This is a genomic window from Candidatus Viridilinea mediisalina (genome assembly GCF_002532535.1).
GTDB lineage: Bacteria > Chloroflexota > Chloroflexia > Chloroflexales > Chloroflexaceae > Viridilinea > Viridilinea mediisalina.
This window is the reverse complement of sequence record NZ_NQWI01000006.1, coordinates 66,014-87,983: the sequence shown is the minus strand read 5'-3', so window position 1 is coordinate 87,983 and position 21,970 is coordinate 66,014. Positions and strand designations below refer to the sequence as shown.

General features: G+C 57.7%; 13 protein-coding genes and 1 CRISPR repeat array (1 of these 14 only partly in view). All 13 genes read left to right on the top strand.

Going from position 1 to position 21,970, the window contains the following annotated elements; all coding sequences use genetic code 11:
- The first annotated feature begins 174 nt into the window (after window positions 1-174).
- The 13 genes from CJ255_RS02535 (at window position 175) to cas4 (ending at window position 13,686) form a co-directional block, all read left to right on the top strand.
- Window positions 175-1,059 (top strand): DUF1887 family protein, encoded by an 885-nt coding sequence (locus CJ255_RS02535; protein WP_097642529.1) that lies wholly within the window; start codon window positions 175-177, stop codon window positions 1,057-1,059.
- A 447-nt stretch (window positions 1,060-1,506) separates the two neighbouring features.
- The gene (locus CJ255_RS24610) at window positions 1,507-1,632 is read left to right on the top strand and encodes a hypothetical protein (protein WP_281257164.1); all 126 of its coding nucleotides are present in this window, start codon (window positions 1,507-1,509) and stop codon (window positions 1,630-1,632) included.
- A 14-nt stretch (window positions 1,633-1,646) separates the two neighbouring features.
- The gene (locus tag CJ255_RS02530; RefSeq protein WP_097642528.1) at window positions 1,647-2,978 is read left to right on the top strand and encodes a TIGR02710 family CRISPR-associated CARF protein; all 1,332 of its coding nucleotides are present in this window, start codon (window positions 1,647-1,649) and stop codon (window positions 2,976-2,978) included.
- A gap of 80 nt (window positions 2,979-3,058) precedes the next feature.
- Window positions 3,059-4,084 (top strand): helix-turn-helix transcriptional regulator, encoded by a 1,026-nt coding sequence (locus CJ255_RS02525; protein ID WP_097642527.1) that lies wholly within the window; start codon window positions 3,059-3,061, stop codon window positions 4,082-4,084.
- Between the two features lie 13 nt (window positions 4,085-4,097).
- A complete protein-coding gene (csx15, locus tag CJ255_RS02520) occupies window positions 4,098-4,481 on the top strand; it encodes a CRISPR-associated protein Csx15 (protein ID WP_245863138.1) in 384 nt (127 codons plus the stop codon).
- A gap of 238 nt (window positions 4,482-4,719) precedes the next feature.
- Window positions 4,720-6,225 (top strand): type I-B CRISPR-associated protein Cas8b1/Cst1, encoded by a 1,506-nt coding sequence (cas8a1, locus tag CJ255_RS02510; RefSeq protein WP_097642525.1) that lies wholly within the window; start codon window positions 4,720-4,722, stop codon window positions 6,223-6,225.
- Between the two features lie 2 nt (window positions 6,226-6,227).
- Window positions 6,228-7,328: a type I-B CRISPR-associated protein Cas7/Cst2/DevR gene (gene cas7i, locus CJ255_RS02505; RefSeq protein ID WP_097642524.1), complete on the top strand. Its 1,101-nt coding sequence runs from the start codon at window positions 6,228-6,230 to the stop codon at window positions 7,326-7,328.
- A 7-nt stretch (window positions 7,329-7,335) separates the two neighbouring features.
- A complete protein-coding gene (cas5b, locus tag CJ255_RS02500) occupies window positions 7,336-8,082 on the top strand; it encodes a type I-B CRISPR-associated protein Cas5b (protein WP_245863136.1) in 747 nt (248 codons plus the stop codon).
- The gene (locus tag CJ255_RS02495; RefSeq protein ID WP_097642522.1) at window positions 8,060-10,474 is read left to right on the top strand and encodes a CRISPR-associated helicase/endonuclease Cas3; all 2,415 of its coding nucleotides are present in this window, start codon (window positions 8,060-8,062) and stop codon (window positions 10,472-10,474) included. The genes cas5b and CJ255_RS02495 overlap by 23 nt, the downstream gene beginning before the upstream one ends.
- A gap of 54 nt (window positions 10,475-10,528) precedes the next feature.
- Window positions 10,529-11,488 carry a CRISPR system precrRNA processing endoribonuclease RAMP protein Cas6 gene (gene cas6, locus CJ255_RS02490; RefSeq protein WP_097642521.1) on the top strand — a complete coding sequence of 320 codons (960 nt, stop codon included), beginning with the start codon at window positions 10,529-10,531 and terminating at the stop codon, window positions 11,486-11,488.
- Window positions 11,489-11,820: 332 nt separating this feature from the next.
- Window positions 11,821-12,834 carry a CRISPR-associated endonuclease Cas1 gene (gene cas1, locus CJ255_RS02485; protein WP_097642520.1) on the top strand — a complete coding sequence of 338 codons (1,014 nt, stop codon included), beginning with the start codon at window positions 11,821-11,823 and terminating at the stop codon, window positions 12,832-12,834.
- Window positions 12,835-12,836: 2 nt separating this feature from the next.
- Window positions 12,837-13,106: a CRISPR-associated endonuclease Cas2 gene (gene cas2, locus CJ255_RS02480; RefSeq protein ID WP_097642519.1), complete on the top strand. Its 270-nt coding sequence runs from the start codon at window positions 12,837-12,839 to the stop codon at window positions 13,104-13,106.
- Complete coding sequence (cas4, locus tag CJ255_RS02475; protein WP_097642518.1) at window positions 13,087-13,686, top strand: CRISPR-associated protein Cas4; 600 nt, start codon at window positions 13,087-13,089, stop codon at window positions 13,684-13,686. Before cas2 ends, cas4 begins: the two co-directional genes overlap by 20 nt.
- A gap of 418 nt (window positions 13,687-14,104) precedes the next feature.
- A CRISPR array of direct repeats spans window positions 14,105-21,970; the repeat unit is 37 nt; unit sequence TCTTCAACGAAATCGGCTCAGGGTTGAGCACTGAAAC (it continues 21,775 nt past the right edge of the window).

Below are 21,970 nucleotides of genomic sequence, written 5' to 3'. Positions count from 1 at the left end.
TTGAAGCTACGGATAAGCTATGGGGCTGCCACGTAATGGCCCTCACCCCCTGCCCCCTTCGACTACGCTCAGGGCATCGCCTCTCCCACGTTGTGGGAGAGGGGGGAAGGCATCAAGATTCTTGGTGTTGCAATGCGGTGGTGCAGATTCATAAGTGACTGAGGAGGTACAACTATGCATTCGCTCATGTATGCTCTGGTTGGTGAACAACCACTGCCCAATTTGCTCCCGGTGCGTTTTCTTGAACCGCACACTACGGTTCTTGTGCCTACCGATCGCACGGAACGGGTTAGCCAACGTTTGCGTGGCCTATTACCCCAAACCCGTCTTCTGTCGGTTGATCCCTACGACATCGCACAGATTGAACAGAAGATGCAGCAAGATTTTGACGCGCAGCCTCAAGCGTATGATCAAGTCGTCTTTAACTTGACATGGGGCACCAAAGCGATGTCCATTGCTGCCTATCGTCTGGCTGAACGCTTACAGATGCCCTTTCTCTACTTTCAGACTGAAGGGCGGCGCAGTCTGTTGTATCGCTATGTATGGAATGATAGCTCCCAACCGATCTTAGAGCACCAGCAAGAGATTCCTGGCATAATTTCGATCCAGGATTATGTGCAAGCGCATCTTGGTAGCTACAGCGTCGTAGGGCCTGCCAAAAACACAGGCGGCGCTTTTGAGCAGGCGATTGCTGCCGCATTGGGTGACGCGGTTGATGAGGTTGTGCTTGGCGTGAAGCTCAGCGGGGCGCTTGATGTTGACCTGATGGTACGCATCGGGAATCGTGTCGCGGTTGTCGAGGCGAAGACTGGCGGGGCTTCAAACTCGAAGAAGGGCATTGATCAACTCAACTCAATTGCTGGCCGTGAGTATCTTGGCATCTATACCGCTAAGTTTCTCGTTGTCGATCAGCGTTGGGATCATACCCGCTCAAACCTGAGGGAATTGGCCGAGGCACGCAATATTACGCTGCTTGAATTGCCGAGTTATAGCGCAGATCAAGTCATTAGTGATGATGAGGTGCGTCAATTGCGTGCGGCGGTGCAAGCGAAGTTGTGAATGATACACCCTTGGAGCAATAGACAATGATGACCACACCAACTGTCATGCTGAATAGTCCATGGGCAGGCATCGTAGTGCCGACGTTAGTCGGCTGAGGTCTTTGGCAGCGATGGGAAGCCGACGAACGTCGGCACTCCCTACGGCGCAAATAGGAATGTTCCTACGAACCTTCGCTCAGGGTGGCAACGCAACGGGGCAATCAACAACATCCGCTTCCCTAAGATGTTTGTGAAAGGAGGCAAAACCCTCCAATCCTCCCCCTTTTGGGCGCATTTGTGACGGATCGCTATGCTATGCTTAGGTTGGTGGTAAGCGTGCATTGCCGCAAAGGAACGTAGGAAAAGATCGCTGCTGTGCCCTGGGGCGATCCACGTTTGGCACTTCGTTCGCGTTCCCAAGGCACAAGTTCCTCATTGAGATCATGGAGTGATATGAGGGGCTTGGATGCGCATCAAGAAGGGCGTAGCAGCGGCCCGTGGGCTCTCCTTTCTGCCCATGAGCGGTGGGATGGGCCGCTGCTACGCCCCTACATGTGGTGTCTACGAATTTGAGGGCGTTCCGAATTTTTAGGAGGTCTCCGAATCATGGATTTCCAAGAAGAATTACGCCGTTTCCGGGAAAAGGTTGGCAGTCAACAGGTCGCCGGTTTGATCATCCCAGGCAGCTTACAAGCCACGACGGCGGCGCTCTTAATTGGCGCTTTACAACCTGCACGGGTAGCTTTTTTGCTGACCCCAGATACACGTGGTATGTCCCAGAAAGTCGCGCAACTGCTTGCGACTGATGCCACCCACTGGGAGCAGCCGCCTGATGATCACAGCAATATTCTCCAGATGTATGGTTCGCTGCGTAAGATCATCGATGCGTGGTCCGATCTGCCGCGTGAGCAGATTGCGGTTGATGTGACGGGTGGTACAAAGCTTATGTCGGTTGGTCTGGCGAAGGCGGCCTATGTACTCAAGATCACCACGCTCTATATAGAGAGCGAGTTTGCGCCTGATGCCAATGGCCGAAATGTGCCGCAACCAGGGACGCAAGGCCTTGTGCTGCCATCTGACCCCTACGTCGTCTTTGGCGATCTGGAAGAGGCTGAAGCCCGTCGCCTCTATGACGCCCACGACTATGATGGGGCGCACCGGGTCTTTACTGAGCTTGTCGGACGGGTGCCTCTACGTCACGACTATAAGCTCTGTGCCGCTATGGCGCATGCCTACGCTCTCTGGGATGCCTTTAATCTTGCTGCGGCGGAGGCTGAGTTGCACTCGATCCAGCAGCACCCGGCGTTGAACCAAGCGCAACAGCAATGCTTGGCCGAGCAGATTGATCTGATTACGACGGTGCGTCCGTTGGTTGAACTTCCTAAGCATCGATCGAACATGCAGCAGTTTGCTACAGCACAGGTGCGGCTGCTGGCCGATCCGCGAGTGGCGGGGGCGTTGCTGGCAACGCTCTATAGCAATGCATTGCGCCGCGCCGATCAGGATCGGCGCGATACTGCTGCGCTGCTGCTCTACCGTTGCCTTGAGTTGATGAGCCAGCAGCGCCTGGCGACCCATGGCGTCTGTACCGAGTGGGCGCGCGATCCGATGCGTCGCTTAACGGGACAGTTTCCTGATCTCGCAGATTTGCTGCGTAACCCAAAAGCCGGGTGGAGTAAGATCACCTTAGGCCAAGGCTACGATATTCTCAGGGTGATCGGCGATGCGTTTGGCACACGCTGTGATCTGAGCCGCATCCAGCAAGGTGCTGAGAATCGCAACCAGAGTCTTTTGGCACATGGTTTTGCTTTTATTAGCAGCGGCGATTACGATGACTTCAAGGCGGTGGTTGATGAGGTGATCGCGCACTGGTGTGCGGTGCAGCAGGTAGATTGGCAAGCGAGCTTGCAGCGTGCGACCTTCATGCCACTTCCGTAAATGGTGGGTAGGGTTTTCGGGGAGGGCTTTGCCCTCCCCGAACCCCTCCCCTTCAAGATTCTCTTTATGAGGCTCTCCCTATGTCCAATGCTTCTTCCCCCCGCCGTGGCGGTACCAAGCGCGATTCGTGGCGCACGTTCCATCGGCGGCTCTTTCTGGTGCGGCGCCTCGTGCGTGGCCCGGCGGATGCGCCGACGCTTATGGCTGATACGCGTGCCTTCTTTAATCAGGCGGGTGATGCTGAGGATATCTATCCGCCCGATGCGCGTACCGCTCTGCGCCACGATCTCGCGGCGCTGCGCGAGGAGTTTGGTTGTACTATTGATCGTGTGGGCGGCTGCTTCTATCTCAGTGACTATGGGCGCTTGGCGCTGCTCGATCTGCCCGATGATGATCTGGAGGCGTTGGCGTTTCTGTTGAGTTGGTTTGATGATAGTAGCCTGCCTTATGCGACATCGGTGGCGGCGCTGCTTGATCGCATTGTGGCCCTGCTGCCCCCTGAACGGCGTCAGGTGGTGGATCGTGATGATGGGATGGTGCGCCTTGAGCTGCCTCGCCCTTCACGCTCGCTGGAGCCAGAGACGCTGGCACGGGTGCGCCGCGCGCTGGGACGGCAGCAGATCAGTTTTGCCTATCGCTCCACCTTTGCCAGTGATGATCGGGTGGTTATCCATCGCGTTGCGCCCTATAAGATCATCTTTCGTGATGGCCATAACTACCTTGATGCCTACTGTATCGATTGTGGCGATGCGAGCATTGCGCCCCACTACCAACTCTATCGCATGGAGCGGATTGTGGCCGATAGTATCCAGATCCTACCAAACGTCTTGCCGCCTCTTACCCCGCCCCGTCCGCGCTACCGCCTGCACTACACCCTAAGCGCTGCGGTGGCCCGTCAGCGCGATATTGCACTCTGGTTTCAGCCGAGCGATGTCCACTTTTTGCCCGATGGCTCGGCGGAGATCCACGCCGAATGTAATAATCTCTGGCAGGCACGCCAGATTCTCTTGCGCTACCGCGAACATTGTGTTGTCCACGAACCACCTGAACTGGTCGCCATGATCCGTGAGAGTATTCGTGGTATGGCGGAGGCGTACAACACGTAGTAAAGGAATACCCATGAGCATCCTTCTTCTCAACTATAGCCACCCGCTCAACAAGGAGCAGATCGCACGCTTGGCGGCGCTGCTGCCCGATCCGGTGGCCGTGCGTGATTTGGCGAGCCAGGTTGATCGGGCGCGGCCCTTAGACGAGGTTGCGTGTGAACTGGCCGATGCGGCGGGCTTGAGTCCGATGGAGTGGCAGACGACGCCGCTGCTTATCAATCCGCCCGCTTTGGCCCCCGTGGCCTTGGCCTTGATCGCTGAAGTTCACGGGCGCTGCGGCAGCTTTCCGGCGCTGTTGCATGTTCGCCCGGTGGCCAATAGTACGCCAACGCGCTATGAGGTTGGTGAGGTGCTGAATCTCCAGGCGGTGCGCGAGGCGGCCCGGGGACGGCGCTGATCTATTGGCGAGGAGGCGAGGAGGCGAGGACGCGAGGACGCGAGGACGCGAGGAGGCGAGGAGGCGAGGAGGCGAGGGCGCGAGGAGGCGAGGACGCGAAGGTTTGGCGCTCAAATGCAAAAACGCAATAGCGCAAAAACCACAGCCCTATTTCCTGCTTCCTGCTTCCTATTTCCTATTTCCTATTTCCTATTTCCTGCTTCCTTGCCTTAGATGCATTCAGGAGGTGTAGCAACGTATGCTGACCTATACCGGACACCCTTTTGTTGATGTTGGTCTGGCGGCGATGGCGACGTATGTTGGTAAGGCTTCGTTTGCCGAGCTAACTGAGCAGGATTTTGATCAGGTGGCGCGCTATATTGAGGCCAATTATGTGCGTCCGCCGCTGCGTGGCCATTTGACGATGGCTTTTACGGCGAATGCTTGGTTTATTCAGGATGCTTTTAATCCCGATAAGCCCAATTTGACGGCGGAGAAGCGGGCGGAGCGTTTGAAGACGCGTGAGCGTTGGGCGCGGCTGCATGTGCGTCAATGGGAGGATGCGAGCACTACGAGTGACGAGCGTTGTGTCTTTACGGGCTTGCCTGCTGCCGCCCACGAGCTTTCGGGTAAGCTCCAGGCGGGGCGTGTGGGACGGAATCAGATGCCGCTCTTGCAGGGTGATGAGGCGATTAACTTTTTTGCTGGTGGTGATCCCGGTCTGCCGATTGCGCCCCAGGCGCTCTTGGCGTTGCAGTTTATGCCGCTGGGTTGCGCGAAGGTGGGCGTGGGGCTGTTGGCGGTGCATGCCGATAGCGAAGCGTTGACGTTGGCTTTTGCCCACAAATTCCGGGCGCAGAATGTCGCAGCCGTAACGCAGATGCAGGCAGCGGGTGAGGATAAGTTGCCGAGTGCGCCGCGTGCCTTGAAGACGCTGCTGGTTGAGGTGTTGTTGGAGATTGAAGGACAGCGTGTGCGTGAGCAGCGCCGTAGTGAGACGGCAGCTTCGCTTACGGCTTACAACTTTAACAATGGTAAGTCGCCGCAGTTGGTGATCTACCATCTGCCGTTGCAGATTACGAGCTTCCTGCGCGCCGTCTACGCGCCAGCCTACAAGGATGTCTGGCAGCAGGTGGTGGCGCGGGGTTGGCAACAGGTGGTGGCAAAGCGGACGAAGAAGGGGGCTGCGGCTGATCTGCCGCCGCCGCGCCATAACTATCTCTTTGAGGATCTCTTTACGCTGCCGCAACAGGCTGCCCGTTTTATTCGTACCTATTTTCTGCGGGTGCCTAGCCCCTCGCGCTACGAAGACGATCCGCGCAGGAACTATTCGCCGCAGCGTGAACGGGAGTTGATTACATGGCCGCTGGTGGAGCTTTTTCTGAAGGAGGTGTTGACCATGCATGAGGAACGGGTTGAGCAGATTAGGCTGCTCGGCGATAAGCTCGCGGACTATACGCGTCGTCAGGGGGGGAAGCAGTTCTTTCGGCAGTTCTTTACTGAACGAGAGACGTACAAGTTTCTTAATCTGTTGAGTAAGACCAATATCGCCTACACCAAGTTGACGCAAGGCCAGGATACGCTCTTTGATCTCGATGGCTACCTGCTGGTCTTTATGGAGGGTGATGATATGCTGCGCCCCGATTGGCGGCTGGCTCGCGATCTGGTGCTGATTCGGATGGTTGAGCGGTTGAAGGATTGGTTGGTTGATAATCCGCTGCCCGATGAGACGTTGCAACTCGATGCTACAGATAAGGAGCAATAGACATGGCTTTCGTAACTGGCCTCTTGCTGATCGATGCGCCCGCTGCGGCACTCAACAATCTTGGTTCGATCCCCGGTGAGCGTGAGGATAATACGGTAGGGGTGAAGGTGATTAAGACCAAAGAGGGCGCCTACCCCTATGTCTCGGCGCAGGCGTTGCGCTATTGGCTGCGTACCACGCTGGAGACGCGGGTGGCGGGTTGGCAGGCGGCGCCGATCTATCGTGAAGAGAAGGTTGCCTATACCGATGCCAATCCGCTGCTCTATTGGGATGATGATCTCTTTGGCTATATGCGTGCGCCCTCGAAGCGTGAGACGGCGAAGGCGCTGCGGGCGGCGGATACTTCGCGCGCTGGTGAGACGGAGACGACCGATACGATTACCCGCGTTGCGCCTTTCCGTGTGAGTACGCTGGTCTCGCTGGCACCCGTTACGCCAACGAACGATTTTGGTACGATGTCGCGCCACGAGGGCAATCCGGTGCCCCACGAGCATCAGTTTTACCGGGCGACGCTGAAGGGGCTCTTTTCGCTCAATCTACAGGCGTGTGGCACCTTCTCCTACCGCAACAAGACGGGCTTCCGTAATTTGGATGATGTGCGCATGAAGTTGGCTGAGGCGCTGGAGGGGTGTGAGCATCTGGAGGCGGAGAAGTCCTTTCGTTTGCCGCAGGCGCAGCGTGTCGCCCGTGTGCAGGCGCTCTTTGAGGGCATGGCCCAGCTTGAGGGCGGCGCAAAGCAGACGCTGCACTATACCGATGTGAGTCCGGCGTTGGTGCTGCTGGCGGTCACCAAGGGTGGCAACCATATCTTCCACCATGCGGTGGGGGCGAATCGGGTTGGGCAGCCTGAGATCAAAGCGAAGGCGCTGGAAGAGGCGCTGCGCGTCTACCGTGACGGTCTGCTCTCGCCGGTCTATGTGGGCTGGGTGCAGGGCTACCTTGACGCGGAGCGGGCTGCGTTTGAGCAGTTCGCAGCGAGCTACAACCAAGCGTTGCAGGCCGAGCATCCCGACCACCCGGCGCTCATCCAGATCGGCCATCCGCGTGAACTGTTCCAGCAGTTGGTTGCGGGCTTTGCAGCCAATCCGCGTTGGCTCGACTAGGAGGAGCATGATGCGTGTGTTAAAAGTTGTACTCGAAGGGACAACGACATCCTTTCGTTACCCACACTTCATGTTGAGTGTCCATCCGAGTTTTCCGTTGCCGCCGCCAGCGACGATCTACGGGCATATTTGTAGTGTCATGGGCGAGTGGGTTGCGCCTGAAGGTCTACAGTTTGCCTACCACTTTACGGCCCAAGGGATCGGTGAGGATCTGGAGCATATCCACGTCCTCACCGCCGCAACGGGGAAGTTGCCAGGAACAAAGCTGCCCAAGGTGATCGAGGGCAATGTGAATCCCTTGACGCGCCAGATTTTGCTGCATCCACGCTTGGTGCTCTACCTCAACCGGCCAGATTGGGTGGAGCATTTTCGCCATCCGCGCTACCCGGTGCTGTTGGGGCGTTCACAAGACCTGGCATGCTACACTCGTGTGGAGGTGGTTGAACTTGAGCAGCGCCCAGAGGTCTATTTTGAGCATACGCTCTTGCCCTACCGCGTGGCTACGCAGACGGCGGTGGGGGTTGTGGCGCTGATGCCGCGCTGGCTCGACTATGAGCAGCAGCGGCAGCCATCCTTTGCTCGCTACCTGCTGCTGCAACAGCGGGTACGCAGCCGCGACTTCAAGCAGTTTGGTGCGGCGGAACAGCCACGTTTCTGGGCCGATCCGCGTGCAATGCAGAGCAAAGGTGTTCCGCTGGGCCTTTGGTTCCACAGCTTTACGGGAGCAGAGGATGAAGCCCTCAGTCTGGCCTGATTGGGTGGATGGCCTGAAGGCGAAGAGCGTCAAGTATGGCGGCGAGAGTCTGGCCGAGCATACGTGGGCGGTACTGGTCAAGTTGGCCGAGTTGTACCGCCTACGGCCCGCGCTGCCCGCTCTTGTCGCTCTGCCTCGGCTTTGGCACTGCCTCTTTTGGGCCTGCTTGCTGCACGATGCTGGTAAAGCGGCTCATGGCTTTCAGGCACGGCTGCGCGGCGGGCCCGCCTGGCGGCAGCGCCATGAGGTCTTGTCGCTGGCGTTGTTGGCCTGGCTGTCCCACGGTTTTGATGATGATGAGGCGCGTAGTGTTGTGGCGGCGATTGTCTCGCACCACCGCGATGCTGATGTGATTCAGCAAACCTATCCCGACCTCGATGATGATCCTTTGGAGCCCTTGTTGGCTGAACTGGATGCGCCAACCCTGAGCCAGCTCTGGCGCTGGCTGGCGGAGTGCGCCATGGCCTGGCGTGATGCGCTGGGCTTGCCCAAAGCTGTGGTGCAGCCCATCGCGCTGCCAGACGAGGCGCAGGCGTTGCGTTTGGTGCAAGAGGAAGGGGTGCAACGGGTGCGGCGCTGGCTCTATGTCTACGACGATTGGCTCGACGACCTGCCACTGGCCCCGGTCAGCCAACGCATGTTGGGCATCATCCTGCGCGGTCTCACCACCAGTGCCGATCATATGGCCTCGGCCCATCTCGCATGTATGCCCTCGCCAGTGCAGGAACATTGGCAGCAGTTTGCCGATCGCATTTTGGCCCCACTGCGCGTACATGAGCCAACATTGGCCCCCTACCGCCACCAGGGAGCGAGTGCGGCGGCAGCAGGCCAATCGGTGCTGCTCAGTGCGCCAACGGGCAGCGGCAAGACCGAAGCGGCGCTCTATTGGGCCCTTGGTGCCGGACAGCAGCCGGTGGCGCGCCTCTTCTACGCACTGCCCTACCAGGCCAGCATGAATGCGATGTTTGATCGGCTGCGTGCCCCGCAGACCGGCTTTGGCAGGGATGCGGTCGGCTTGCAGCATGGGCGGGCGCTCCAGGCGCTGCATGCACGCCTGCTGGAAGCGGATGCTTGGGCAGCCACGGCGAGCACAGCGGCCCAGTGGGAGCAGAACCTGAACATGCTGCACGCCCGCCCGATCAAGGTCTTCAGCCCCTACCAGATGCTCAAGGCGCTCTTTCAACTGCGCGGCTTTGAGGCCATGTTGAGCGACTACGCCTATGCCGCGTTTATCTTTGACGAAATTCATGCCTACGATCCGGCGCGTTTGGCACTGATCATGACCATGATTCACTATTTGCGCGAGCAGTACCAGGCCCGCTTCTTCGTCATGTCGGCCACCTTCCCCACGCTCATCCGTGAGCGGCTGGTGCAGGCGCTAGATAACCCGGTGATCATTCAGGCCGAGCAAGCGCTCTTTGCCCAATTCTGTCGCCATCGCCTACACCTACTCGATGGTGAACTGCTGACCGACGGGCCAGCAGCGATTGTCCGTGAGGTACAAGCGGGTAAACAGGTTCTCGTGTGTGCCAATACGGTAGCGCGGGCGCAAGGGCTGCATACAGCACTGTTGGCAGTAGGCTTGACCAGCGAACAGGTCGTACTCATTCATAGCCGCTACACCTTTGGTGACCGCAACCAGCGCGAACAGGCCATCCGGGAGCGTTGCGGAGTTGGAGTTGCGCCAGCAGCACGCAAACCCTTGGCACTCGTCGCCACCCAAGTGGTTGAAGTGAGCCTCAACCTCGATCTCGACACCATCTATAGCGATCCTGCGCCGCTAGAAGCCCTCTTGCAACGCTTTGGGCGCGTCAACCGCAGCGGCAAAAAGGGCATCTGCCCCGTGCATGTCTTCCGCGAACCAACCGACGGCCAGGGCGTCTATGGGCGTAGCAGGGACGCGGAGCAGGCGGGCCATATTGTGCGCGTCACCTTGGCGGAGCTCGAGCAGCACGACGGTGAGCTAGTGGATGAAGCGGCCATCAATGGATGGCTTGACGCGATCTACGCCGACAGCCAACTGTGGCAGGCGTGGAACGAAGAATATGAGCGTGTCGCCGAGCAAGCAACAACGATTGTGCGCGATCTGCTGCCCTTTCGCAGTGATGCCCAGAAGGAAGAGGCCTTTGAGCAACTCTTCGACGGCGTTGAGGTCATTCCAAGCGCTTTTGAGCAGCAATACATCAATCTGCTCATGCAGGATCGCTTTATTGAAGCCAACAACTTCCTCGTAAGCATCAGCAAGCAGAAGTTTGCGATCTTGCGTAACCAGGGCAAGCTCCGCAAAGCGGAAACTCACGGTAGGCGGAGAGCTTGGATCATAGATGTGGTCTACGATGATGATCTAGGGGTACAATTTGACGCAGAAGCGCGTGACAAAGACTGGGATTAGATCAAAACAACAATCTACAATCTGCAATCTACAATCTGAAATGGAGCTCCACCAATGAACCTCATCACCCACCACCTCATCTTTACTGCGACCGCACAGACCCCGTTGGCCCTCGGCGAGCAGAGCGGCTCGGCGGTACGCGGGGCCATTGCGGGGGCGCTCTGGGGGCGCTTTTGTGTCAACAAGGAGGCACCGACATGTTCAGCATGCCCACTCTTCCACGCCTGCCCAGTGGCAGCATTGCTCGCTCCGCTGCGCGATGAGCAGCAGAAGGGCGGCGAGCAGCGCCCGCGCCCGTATGTCACGCGGCCCCCCCGCGACGGGGCGCGCACCTATGCGTCCGGCGAGCAATTCCAGTTTGGGCTGGCGCTCTTTGGCTCAGCGACCGCTTTCTACCCCTATGTGATCATGGCCGCCCACGCACTCGAAGAGCATGGCCTAGGGACGCGCCTGGCGCAACTGGGTGGTCAGCGCGGACGACTGCGCCTTGCGGAGATTGCCGCCCTCGATCCGCTCAGCGGAGCGCGTCAAACGCTCTACAGCGCAGAGAGCGGCATCGTCGAGCAGCCCGCACTGCCCATTGATAACCAAACGGTCGCGCAGTTTGCGGCAACGTTGCCGAGCGATCAGATCACCTTGCGCTTCCACACACCACTGCGCCTGATCGAACAGGATCGGCTGCTCAAGCGCATCGCGCTGCGTCCGCTGCTGCAACGGCTCATGCGCCGTCTCGACGATCTGACCATCGCCTATGGCGAGGGGCCGCTAGACATTGACTTTCGCGGCCTGCTCGCAGTAGCCGAAGGGGTGCGCGTGGTTGATGATCGCACCCGCTGGATTGACGTCGTAAGCATGAGCCAGCGTCAAGGACGACGCACGCCCATTGGCGGGCTGGTGGGCCAAGCGACCTTTGCGGGCGACCTTGGCCCGCTACGCGAACTCTTGGCCTGGGGCAGCCTAGTGCATGTTGGCAAAAACGCCGTCAAAGGCGACGGCTGGTACAGCGTCGTATAACGTTTGGATGCACCTTACCAATTTGTCTTTTTACATTACATTGCCTGCGGCAGGGCGGGGGCTGCGCCCCAAACCCCATTTTTTGTTTCGTTTTGGCGGCTTCGCCGCCAAAACGAAACAAAAAGAGTTTTTTTGGGGGAGGCGAAGCCTCCCCCAACCCCCCTCCGGGGGCTACGCCCCAAGCCCGCTTTTTTGGGGGAGGCGAAGCCTCCCCCAAACCCCCTCCGGGGACTTGACTTAAATTGAGAGAAAAAGAGTTTTTTGGGGGAGGCGAAGCCTCCCCCAAACCCCCACCAGGGGCTTCATGGCCTGCAACAAAGGAGAAAGATCACATGCATCTCTTTGTACAAGAAAAGGGTGCCTTCATCGCCAAGCACCAGGGCCGTTTGCGCGTAAATAAGGAGAAGACACGTTTGCAAGAGGTGCCACTCTTGCATCTGCAACAGGTGATTGTCAATGGTGGCGGGGTGGGTATTAGTAGTGATGCCATTCGTGCATGTTCCGAAGAGGGCATTCCTATTCATTTTATTAGCTCGAATGGGACGCCTCATTCCAGCCTCTACAGTGCCGGGCTGACCGGGACGGTCTTAACGCGACGGGCGCAGTTGCGCGCCTACGATGGGCCGCCGGGGGTGGCGCTGGCGCAGGGTTTTACGCTCGGGAAGTTGCAGAATCAGGCCAATCTTTTGCGCTACATCGCCAAATATCGCAAAGAGGCGGCACCCGAGTTGTACGACAGTTTTATGCTGGTGGCCAGCGAGGTGGTAGACAGCCTACAAGCGATACGCAATCTGCGCGGGGGTTGTGTTGATGAGCTGCGTGAGCAACTGATGGGTATTGAGGGGCGTTATGCTGCCCGCTACTGGGGCGCATTGGCGGCGTTGGTACCGAGCGAACTGGCCTGGCCGGGCCGCGAGACACGCGGCGCCAGCGACCCCTTCAACCAAGTGCTCAACTATGGCTATGGCGTTCTCTATGGCCAAGTCGAGCATGCCTTGGTCTTGGCGGGGCTTGACCCCTATGCGGGCCTGTTGCATGCCGACCGGCCTGGCAAACCCAGCCTCGTGCTCGATCTGATCGAAGAGTTTCGCCAGGCGGTGGTAGATCGCACACTGCTCGGCCAGATCAACCGAGGCTGGAGCATCGAGCGTGACGAGCGGGGTTGGCTCGTGGCAGCGACACGCGAACGCATCGTCGAGAAGGTTCTAGAGCGGCTTGAGTCTGCCGAAGCCTACGAAGGTAAGCGCCAGCCCCTGCGCCACATCTTGCAGTGTCAAGCGCGCCACATCGCCACCTTCGTACGCGGCGAACGCGAAGAGTACACCCCCTTCGTCATGGGGTGGTAGCCATGCAATGCCTGCTCATCTACGACATCCCGCACGACGGAACGCGCCAAAAAGTGGCCGATGCGTGCCTCGACTACGGCCTCCAGCGCGTCCAATACAGCGCCTTCGTCGGCAACCTGAGCCGCACCCACCAACGGGCGCTCTTCCAAGAGATCGAGCGACGGGTGCGGCGGCGCAGCGCAAACATCCAACTCTTCCCGCTCGACGAGAAGAGTTGGAATGGACGGCGCGTCTTGGAGCAGCGAGGAGTTGATGACGCCAACAACAATTGAAGTAACCGACCTCAAACAGTGGCGCTACTGCCCACGCATCGTCTGGTATCGCTACTGCCTGCCAGCGGTACGCCCGGTCACCGACCTGATGGAGCACGGACGAGAGGCGCACGAACGGGAAGAGGGGCGCGAAGAGCGGCGCTCGCTGCGCCCGTACGGACTAAAGGAGGGCGAACGCCACTTTGACGTGCGGATCTACAGCCCAGAGCTGGGCCTCCGCGGGCGGGTTGACCTTGCCATCATCACGCCGCAGCGCAACCACCCCCAAGCGGAGGTGGTGGTGGTGGAATACAAAGACAGCGAACAGCGTCCGGGGCCACACTTCAAACTACAACTCACCGCCTACGCACTGATGCTCGAAGCGATGTGGCGGCTGCCGGTACGGAGCGGCTGGTTCTACCTCATCCCCCTTCGGAGGGCCGAGCGCATCGCTATCAGCCCAACGCTGCGGCGGCAGGTAACAGAGAGCGTCGCAACCATCCAGCAAGCGATTAGCAACGAAACCATGCCAGCCCCACCCGCAACACGACGTATCTGCGTAGACTGCGAATTTCGCCGCTTCTGCAACGACGTCGTATAACTTCGCACCACCGGCGGGGCATCGCGGTGGCTTCGACAGGCTCAGCCACCGCGATGCCCCGCCAAAAAAACCTCGTGCGCTGCGTGGGCGGCTTCGCCGCCCACGCAGCGCAAAAAAAGAGTCAAACACCACCAAAACAACCCCTTTCAGAGGGGTCACTCGCAACTCGCCAAAATCGCACCGTTTGGCGGGGGCCATTTGTACAACGTGTAAAGCATTTTAAGGTAACAAAACGCATCACAAAGGGTTCGCAAATCACTCGCAACTTAACGCGGATCTGACACAAAAACCAAGTTGCGAAACGGAGGCTTGACATGGTGCAGCAATGGGTTACAATGAGCGCACAGAACGCCTTCTGCGGTCCGCAACGGGCACCAGGCGAGGGAGAGGCTAGGCTTTGGTTTTTTGGACTGGCGGCGCTTCAACGAAATCGGCTCAGGGTTGAGCACTGAAACTTGAGTCAGGTCGCACAATCGGTACCTTATTCCAAGCTTCAACGAAATCGGCTCAGGGTTGAGCACTGAAACGCGAGCTTCGGCGCTGATGTGGCGCTGGCTGTTGGCGGCTTCAACGAAATCGGCTCAGGGTTGAGCACTGAAACATGATCTTCAGTACCGTCTCGTCGCCCTCCGCGTAACGCTTCAACGAAATCGGCTCAGGGTTGAGCACTGAAACGCTGGCAGACGGCCCGCCTCGTCGAGAAGGCCGGGGCTTCAACGAAATCGGCTCAGGGTTGAGCACTGAAACGGCCGATGAGCAGGTGCAGACTCAGGCTCTCCGCGTTGCGCTTCAACGAAATCGGCTCAGGGTTGAGCACTGAAACTCATCAGAAAGGTTTGAGAGATGAGTACCACGAATGGGCTTCAACGAAATCGGCTCAGGGTTGAGCACTGAAACTGGCGCTTGCGGAACTCCGCAATGCCGCCATCTGGGGCTTCAACGAAATCGGCTCAGGGTTGAGCACTGAAACATTTTTGGTGTTACTCCATCCGGGTCGGGTTTGCCGCTTCAACGAAATCGGCTCAGGGTTGAGCACTGAAACGAAACAAACTGCGTTGGGCCGCCAAACGCCGCAAGGCTTCAACGAAATCGGCTCAGGGTTGAGCACTGAAACGTCCGTTTACGGCGCTCCCAATACGAGTTCTGCTGGCTTCAACGAAATCGGCTCAGGGTTGAGCACTGAAACTGACTTGGTTGGATTTGTCGGTACACAATCGTCTAGGCTTCAACGAAATCGGCTCAGGGTTGAGCACTGAAACGGTTGACCGTTCGTCCGTACTTGACCGTGATTGAGCTTCAACGAAATCGGCTCAGGGTTGAGCACTGAAACAAGAGCGCAGTGGCATCCTTGCGTGGCTGGTCAAGGGGCTTCAACGAAATCGGCTCAGGGTTGAGCACTGAAACATCATCATTCGCGGGCGCCTCGACACCCAGCGCCAACGGCTTCAACGAAATCGGCTCAGGGTTGAGCACTGAAACAAATACCAAAGTGGACGAGCGTTGCCGACGCTGCGTGCTTCAACGAAATCGGCTCAGGGTTGAGCACTGAAACACTGTAGTGCGCGGCGGTCGCTTCTGATCCTGCTCAGGCTTCAACGAAATCGGCTCAGGGTTGAGCACTGAAACTCGTAACCGCCACCCTTGCCGTCGGCTCGGTCTTCGCTTCAACGAAATCGGCTCAGGGTTGAGCACTGAAACTCGGCAACCAGATGAAGAAACTGATCGAACTTGTCAGGGCTTCAACGAAATCGGCTCAGGGTTGAGCACTGAAACGCAGGAAGTCGCCGCCTATCTCGCCACGCTCACGCCCGGCTTCAACGAAATCGGCTCAGGGTTGAGCACTGAAACTGATTTCACCGTGCCATGCGCCGTCGGAGAGGATATTGGCTTCAACGAAATCGGCTCAGGGTTGAGCACTGAAACTCCTTTCTTCGGGCTTTCTTCTGTCGTCAACCTGCGTGCTTCAACGAAATCGGCTCAGGGTTGAGCACTGAAACCGCCTCTTCCGCCACGGGGTAGAGGGTGGCGTAGAACGCTTCAACGAAATCGGCTCAGGGTTGAGCACTGAAACTCACCGCGCAGCATGACAATCGTGTTGGCGAGGGCGGCTTCAACGAAATCGGCTCAGGGTTGAGCACTGAAACCATACAGACTAAAGCTCACACGTCGCCCGTCATGAGCTTCAACGAAATCGGCTCAGGGTTGAGCACTGAAACATCGCGTTGAGGCGGCGAACCGCCTCGCTCATGTCTCGCTTCAACGAAATCGGCTCAGGGTTGAGCACTGAAACATTGCGACGGTGGATCGGCTCTTTGAAGTTGCGCGCGCTTCAACGAAATCGGCTCAGGGTTGAGCACTGAAACTTCACAAAATCGGTCAGCACGGGAAGGGCTTGGTTGCGCTTCAACGAAATCGGCTCAGGGTTGAGCACTGAAACATCCGGTGGCGGCGTTTGTCCAACAGCGCAACGAAGAGCTTCAACGAAATCGGCTCAGGGTTGAGCACTGAAACAGTTTCCAGTAGCACCGCCCGGTGCAGCGGTGAAGGCTTCAACGAAATCGGCTCAGGGTTGAGCACTGAAACAGTAGCTATTTTGCTGGACGTTGCAATAGTCATACGCTTCAACGAAATCGGCTCAGGGTTGAGCACTGAAACTTGACGAAGACATACATAAAACCTCTCTTGCTATACTGGCTTCAACGAAATCGGCTCAGGGTTGAGCACTGAAACGAAAGCGGCAAGGGTCGACGCAAAGCGTTCAGTAAGCTTCAACGAAATCGGCTCAGGGTTGAGCACTGAAACGCGACGGGCGCTTACTGGCTGTGCGCCGCCTCACGGGCTTCAACGAAATCGGCTCAGGGTTGAGCACTGAAACTGGCTCGCCATCGTTGAGCCTCACCTCATTGACGACGCTTCAACGAAATCGGCTCAGGGTTGAGCACTGAAACATCACTGGCGCGGGGGCGGTTTGCGGCGCTGTGATGCCCTTCAACGAAATCGGCTCAGGGTTGAGCACTGAAACCGTCGGTGCGGTCGGCGGCGAACGCTGCTGCCATGCGGCCCTTCAACGAAATCGGCTCAGGGTTGAGCACTGAAACACCTCCCCGCAGCCGTGCGTCTCTACGCGCCAGATGCCCTTCAACGAAATCGGCTCAGGGTTGAGCACTGAAACGTAGCGCGGCACAGCGCCGCGCAACGGGCTAGGAGGCTCCTTCAACGAAATCGGCTCAGGGTTGAGCACTGAAACGCGAGCGCCGCCCCCGCTGCACGGGAGTCAGGTTCGCCTTCAACGAAATCGGCTCAGGGTTGAGCACTGAAACATGCCAACGTGACCACGGCGAAGATCGCCAATGCCAACCTTCAACGAAATCGGCTCAGGGTTGAGCACTGAAACGCAACTGCGAGATCTCGTTGGTTGCGCCCTGCTCCCCTTCAACGAAATCGGCTCAGGGTTGAGCACTGAAACGCCGAAACCGTCCTCCGCACACTGGTGGAGCGCAACGCCTTCAACGAAATCGGCTCAGGGTTGAGCACTGAAACTGGCGGCTTCAATGGCGTTGTAGGCGTCCATGTCGCCCCTTCAACGAAATCGGCTCAGGGTTGAGCACTGAAACACGGCAACCATTGCGCCGCTGGCAACGCGGGCGCGCCTTCAACGAAATCGGCTCAGGGTTGAGCACTGAAACCTTAAACTCTCGCTCATCTGACACTCCTTGTGTCTCCTTCAACGAAATCGGCTCAGGGTTGAGCACTGAAACCCTCAAAGCGCCGCCAGAGCGGAACGCGGGTTTGCGTGGCTTCAACGAAATCGGCTCAGGGTTGAGCACTGAAACGCGAGGCACGCGAGGATTGGTAGCACCGTCAAGCCGCGCTTCAACGAAATCGGCTCAGGGTTGAGCACTGAAACAAGGCAAGACAAATGAGCAAGCGAAATATCACCAAGGCTTCAACGAAATCGGCTCAGGGTTGAGCACTGAAACGCTCTAGCGGGTCGTCGCACGGCTCGTAACTCAGTTCACTTCAACGAAATCGGCTCAGGGTTGAGCACTGAAACCTGAACAGGCACACCACCTGACGAGGCCTCCACTCCTTCAACGAAATCGGCTCAGGGTTGAGCACTGAAACCGGTTCGCAACCGCCAGAGGAGGCAGATATACATCTGCTTCAACGAAATCGGCTCAGGGTTGAGCACTGAAACTGCGACGCGGCAGCTGCAATGCTTGACGCACCTCCCTTCAACGAAATCGGCTCAGGGTTGAGCACTGAAACGCGTACCGCGTCAATGGCGGCTTGCTGATAGTCTCTCCTTCAACGAAATCGGCTCAGGGTTGAGCACTGAAACTCGCACGGCGCGAGGGGCTTGGTGGGCGGCTTGGCTTCAACGAAATCGGCTCAGGGTTGAGCACTGAAACGCACCACCAGCCGCGACATCGTGGTATCGCGTCGTGCCCTTCAACGAAATCGGCTCAGGGTTGAGCACTGAAACGCACTTGACAAGGCGGGTTGATTGTGCTATACTTCATCTTCAACGAAATCGGCTCAGGGTTGAGCACTGAAACATCCTGAAATATCCAGGCGCAAAATGGGCGCTTGCACTTCAACGAAATCGGCTCAGGGTTGAGCACTGAAACCCGTCACGTTTGCGTTCGTGTTAGTCATTTCATTCTCTTCAACGAAATCGGCTCAGGGTTGAGCACTGAAACTCGACATGGGGCGCTGGGGAGCCGAGCAGAAGAAGGCTTCAACGAAATCGGCTCAGGGTTGAGCACTGAAACACGGTTCGGTAGACCTCGCACCACATCTGGTTCTTCTTCAACGAAATCGGCTCAGGGTTGAGCACTGAAACCCACATAAGCGGCGGGAGGCTCGGGGAAGGGTCGCTCTTCAACGAAATCGGCTCAGGGTTGAGCACTGAAACTTCGCCAGCCGCACGTCACAGCGGTTGACGGGAACCCTTCAACGAAATCGGCTCAGGGTTGAGCACTGAAACGTGCGAAGTGCTTGTGCCAGGTCTGCGGCCACGCACTCTTCAACGAAATCGGCTCAGGGTTGAGCACTGAAACAAGCGCCATCGCCTCCATGTCGGCGATGGCAAGCGACTTCAACGAAATCGGCTCAGGGTTGAGCACTGAAACGATAACTCCATTCACTACTCAATCTCGTCGCCACCCCTTCAACGAAATCGGCTCAGGGTTGAGCACTGAAACTCGCGCATCTCGTCACGCGAGAACCACATATTGGCTTCAACGAAATCGGCTCAGGGTTGAGCACTGAAACCTGGCGCGACACCTACCGCGCCGAAGAGCAGAAGGCCTTCAACGAAATCGGCTCAGGGTTGAGCACTGAAACATGTGTGCAGCGGGAACGTACAATGGCACACGCTCCACCTTCAACGAAATCGGCTCAGGGTTGAGCACTGAAACTCGCCACCGTGCAAAGCCTCAACCCGCGTCGCTTGCTTCAACGAAATCGGCTCAGGGTTGAGCACTGAAACTGGTAGCTGGCAATCCATCCCTGACGCTGGGTTGGACTTCAACGAAATCGGCTCAGGGTTGAGCACTGAAACGCGCCAGTTGAGCGCTTCATCGGCAATCTGCTGCGCTTCAACGAAATCGGCTCAGGGTTGAGCACTGAAACCTCGTTGAGCGCGAGGGTGGCGGTTCGTTCCTGGACCTTCAACGAAATCGGCTCAGGGTTGAGCACTGAAACTTGTGACCCTCCATGTGGTACGGATGTCCAGTGGTTTCTTCAACGAAATCGGCTCAGGGTTGAGCACTGAAACTACCATCGCTGGCGGTAGTGCAAGCATGGCACTTGGCCTTCAACGAAATCGGCTCAGGGTTGAGCACTGAAACCTGACGGGGTTCGCGTCGTCCGAGAAATCGTGGATCTTCAACGAAATCGGCTCAGGGTTGAGCACTGAAACTTCCCTGGCCGCGTCTTGGTTGAGGGTGTCATTGCTCCTTCAACGAAATCGGCTCAGGGTTGAGCACTGAAACCGCTTTCGCCGTACCGCTGCCGGCGAAGAATCCGGCCTTCAACGAAATCGGCTCAGGGTTGAGCACTGAAACACGCATCGCGCAAGCGACGGCGGGTAAAGCCGTAGACTTCAACGAAATCGGCTCAGGGTTGAGCACTGAAACCTGCTACGTTGTCTCCAAAGATCTCCGTAACAGCATCTTCAACGAAATCGGCTCAGGGTTGAGCACTGAAACTGCAGCAGATCGATGTCGGCTACGGGACGGATGCCCTTCAACGAAATCGGCTCAGGGTTGAGCACTGAAACGCAGGAGTACGCCCTGTTGATGTGGGGCCAGGCGGACTTCAACGAAATCGGCTCAGGGTTGAGCACTGAAACCCGCGCAGCGGGGGCGGCGCTCGCGGGGCTCGTCGCCCTTCAACGAAATCGGCTCAGGGTTGAGCACTGAAACAGCAGACATGGACGACCATCGCCAACATTATCACGATCTTCAACGAAATCGGCTCAGGGTTGAGCACTGAAACAAGCTGTTGCCGCAAACGATGCGGCGTATGTCAAGCTTCAACGAAATCGGCTCAGGGTTGAGCACTGAAACGCTGTGCAGGTGCGCGACAAAGCCGCCGCCGTCGCACGTCTTCAACGAAATCGGCTCAGGGTTGAGCACTGAAACGTCGGGGGTCGTGAAGCTGTACTCTCCGGCGACGCTCTTCTTCAACGAAATCGGCTCAGGGTTGAGCACTGAAACTCGAAGTGGGCGCGTAGCTCGGGCAACATCTTCAACTCTTCAACGAAATCGGCTCAGGGTTGAGCACTGAAACGCGACGACGCCATCGAGTTCGGCCACAACGATCTCTCTCTTCAACGAAATCGGCTCAGGGTTGAGCACTGAAACGCGATTCGCGTGATTCGCACCTGGCGCGTGGTGCCGTTCTTCAACGAAATCGGCTCAGGGTTGAGCACTGAAACACGGCAAACGAGTAGCGCTGGCCCACGGTTGCCGGTGGTCTTCAACGAAATCGGCTCAGGGTTGAGCACTGAAACCCTGGTCTTCTTGCAGCGCCGCCACGCGACCGAGGTTCTTCAACGAAATCGGCTCAGGGTTGAGCACTGAAACGATAGTTTCGGCTTGTGAAGTCTTGCCCACGGGCGCGTCTTCAACGAAATCGGCTCAGGGTTGAGCACTGAAACATCTTGCGGTACAGTTCCGCAAGGTTATTGAGGAGCTTCAACGAAATCGGCTCAGGGTTGAGCACTGAAACATAGGTCGGCATGCCCGATGCATGCCGTTCGTGTCTTCAACGAAATCGGCTCAGGGTTGAGCACTGAAACTCGGCTCGTCGGGCTCGTCGGGCGCTTCGAGCTGTGGTTCTTCAACGAAATCGGCTCAGGGTTGAGCACTGAAACCGGCTTCAACGGATCAGGCGAGGGCCAGCGGATGTGTTCTTCAACGAAATCGGCTCAGGGTTGAGCACTGAAACTTTGAGGTGACTGGGTAATGACCGTGCGCGGTACGGTCTTCAACGAAATCGGCTCAGGGTTGAGCACTGAAACGCTGATGGATCAGTGCAGACTGCTCATCGGCGACGAGTTCTTCAACGAAATCGGCTCAGGGTTGAGCACTGAAACGCTCACGGCGGAGGAGGCCAAAAAGGAATTTGCGGCGTCTTCAACGAAATCGGCTCAGGGTTGAGCACTGAAACGCGAGGATCAAAATCGTTCCGATGTGCACGCGGGTGACTCTTCAACGAAATCGGCTCAGGGTTGAGCACTGAAACACGACCACATGGATCGCACCAGTGAAGCTCTGGATTCTTCAACGAAATCGGCTCAGGGTTGAGCACTGAAACGTTTCCGGTGAATAATGAATCGCGTCCTTATATTATTCTTCAACGAAATCGGCTCAGGGTTGAGCACTGAAACACCGTAGTCGTTCGTGCGCGTGTCGCGCAGTTCCGCAAGGCTCTTCAACGAAATCGGCTCAGGGTTGAGCACTGAAACCCAGGCGGTTCGTGCCACGTTCGCCGCCAAAATGCCTCTTCAACGAAATCGGCTCAGGGTTGAGCACTGAAACAGCCCACCAAGCCCCCGCCTCACACGCGGGGGCAAGTCTTCAACGAAATCGGCTCAGGGTTGAGCACTGAAACCGATAGAGGCATGTCCGAGGCGGAGGGACTTGCCGAGTCTTCAACGAAATCGGCTCAGGGTTGAGCACTGAAACCCGCCTCTGGCGCGACACCTACCGCGCCGAGGAACAGTCTTCAACGAAATCGGCTCAGGGTTGAGCACTGAAACAAACCCTATTGG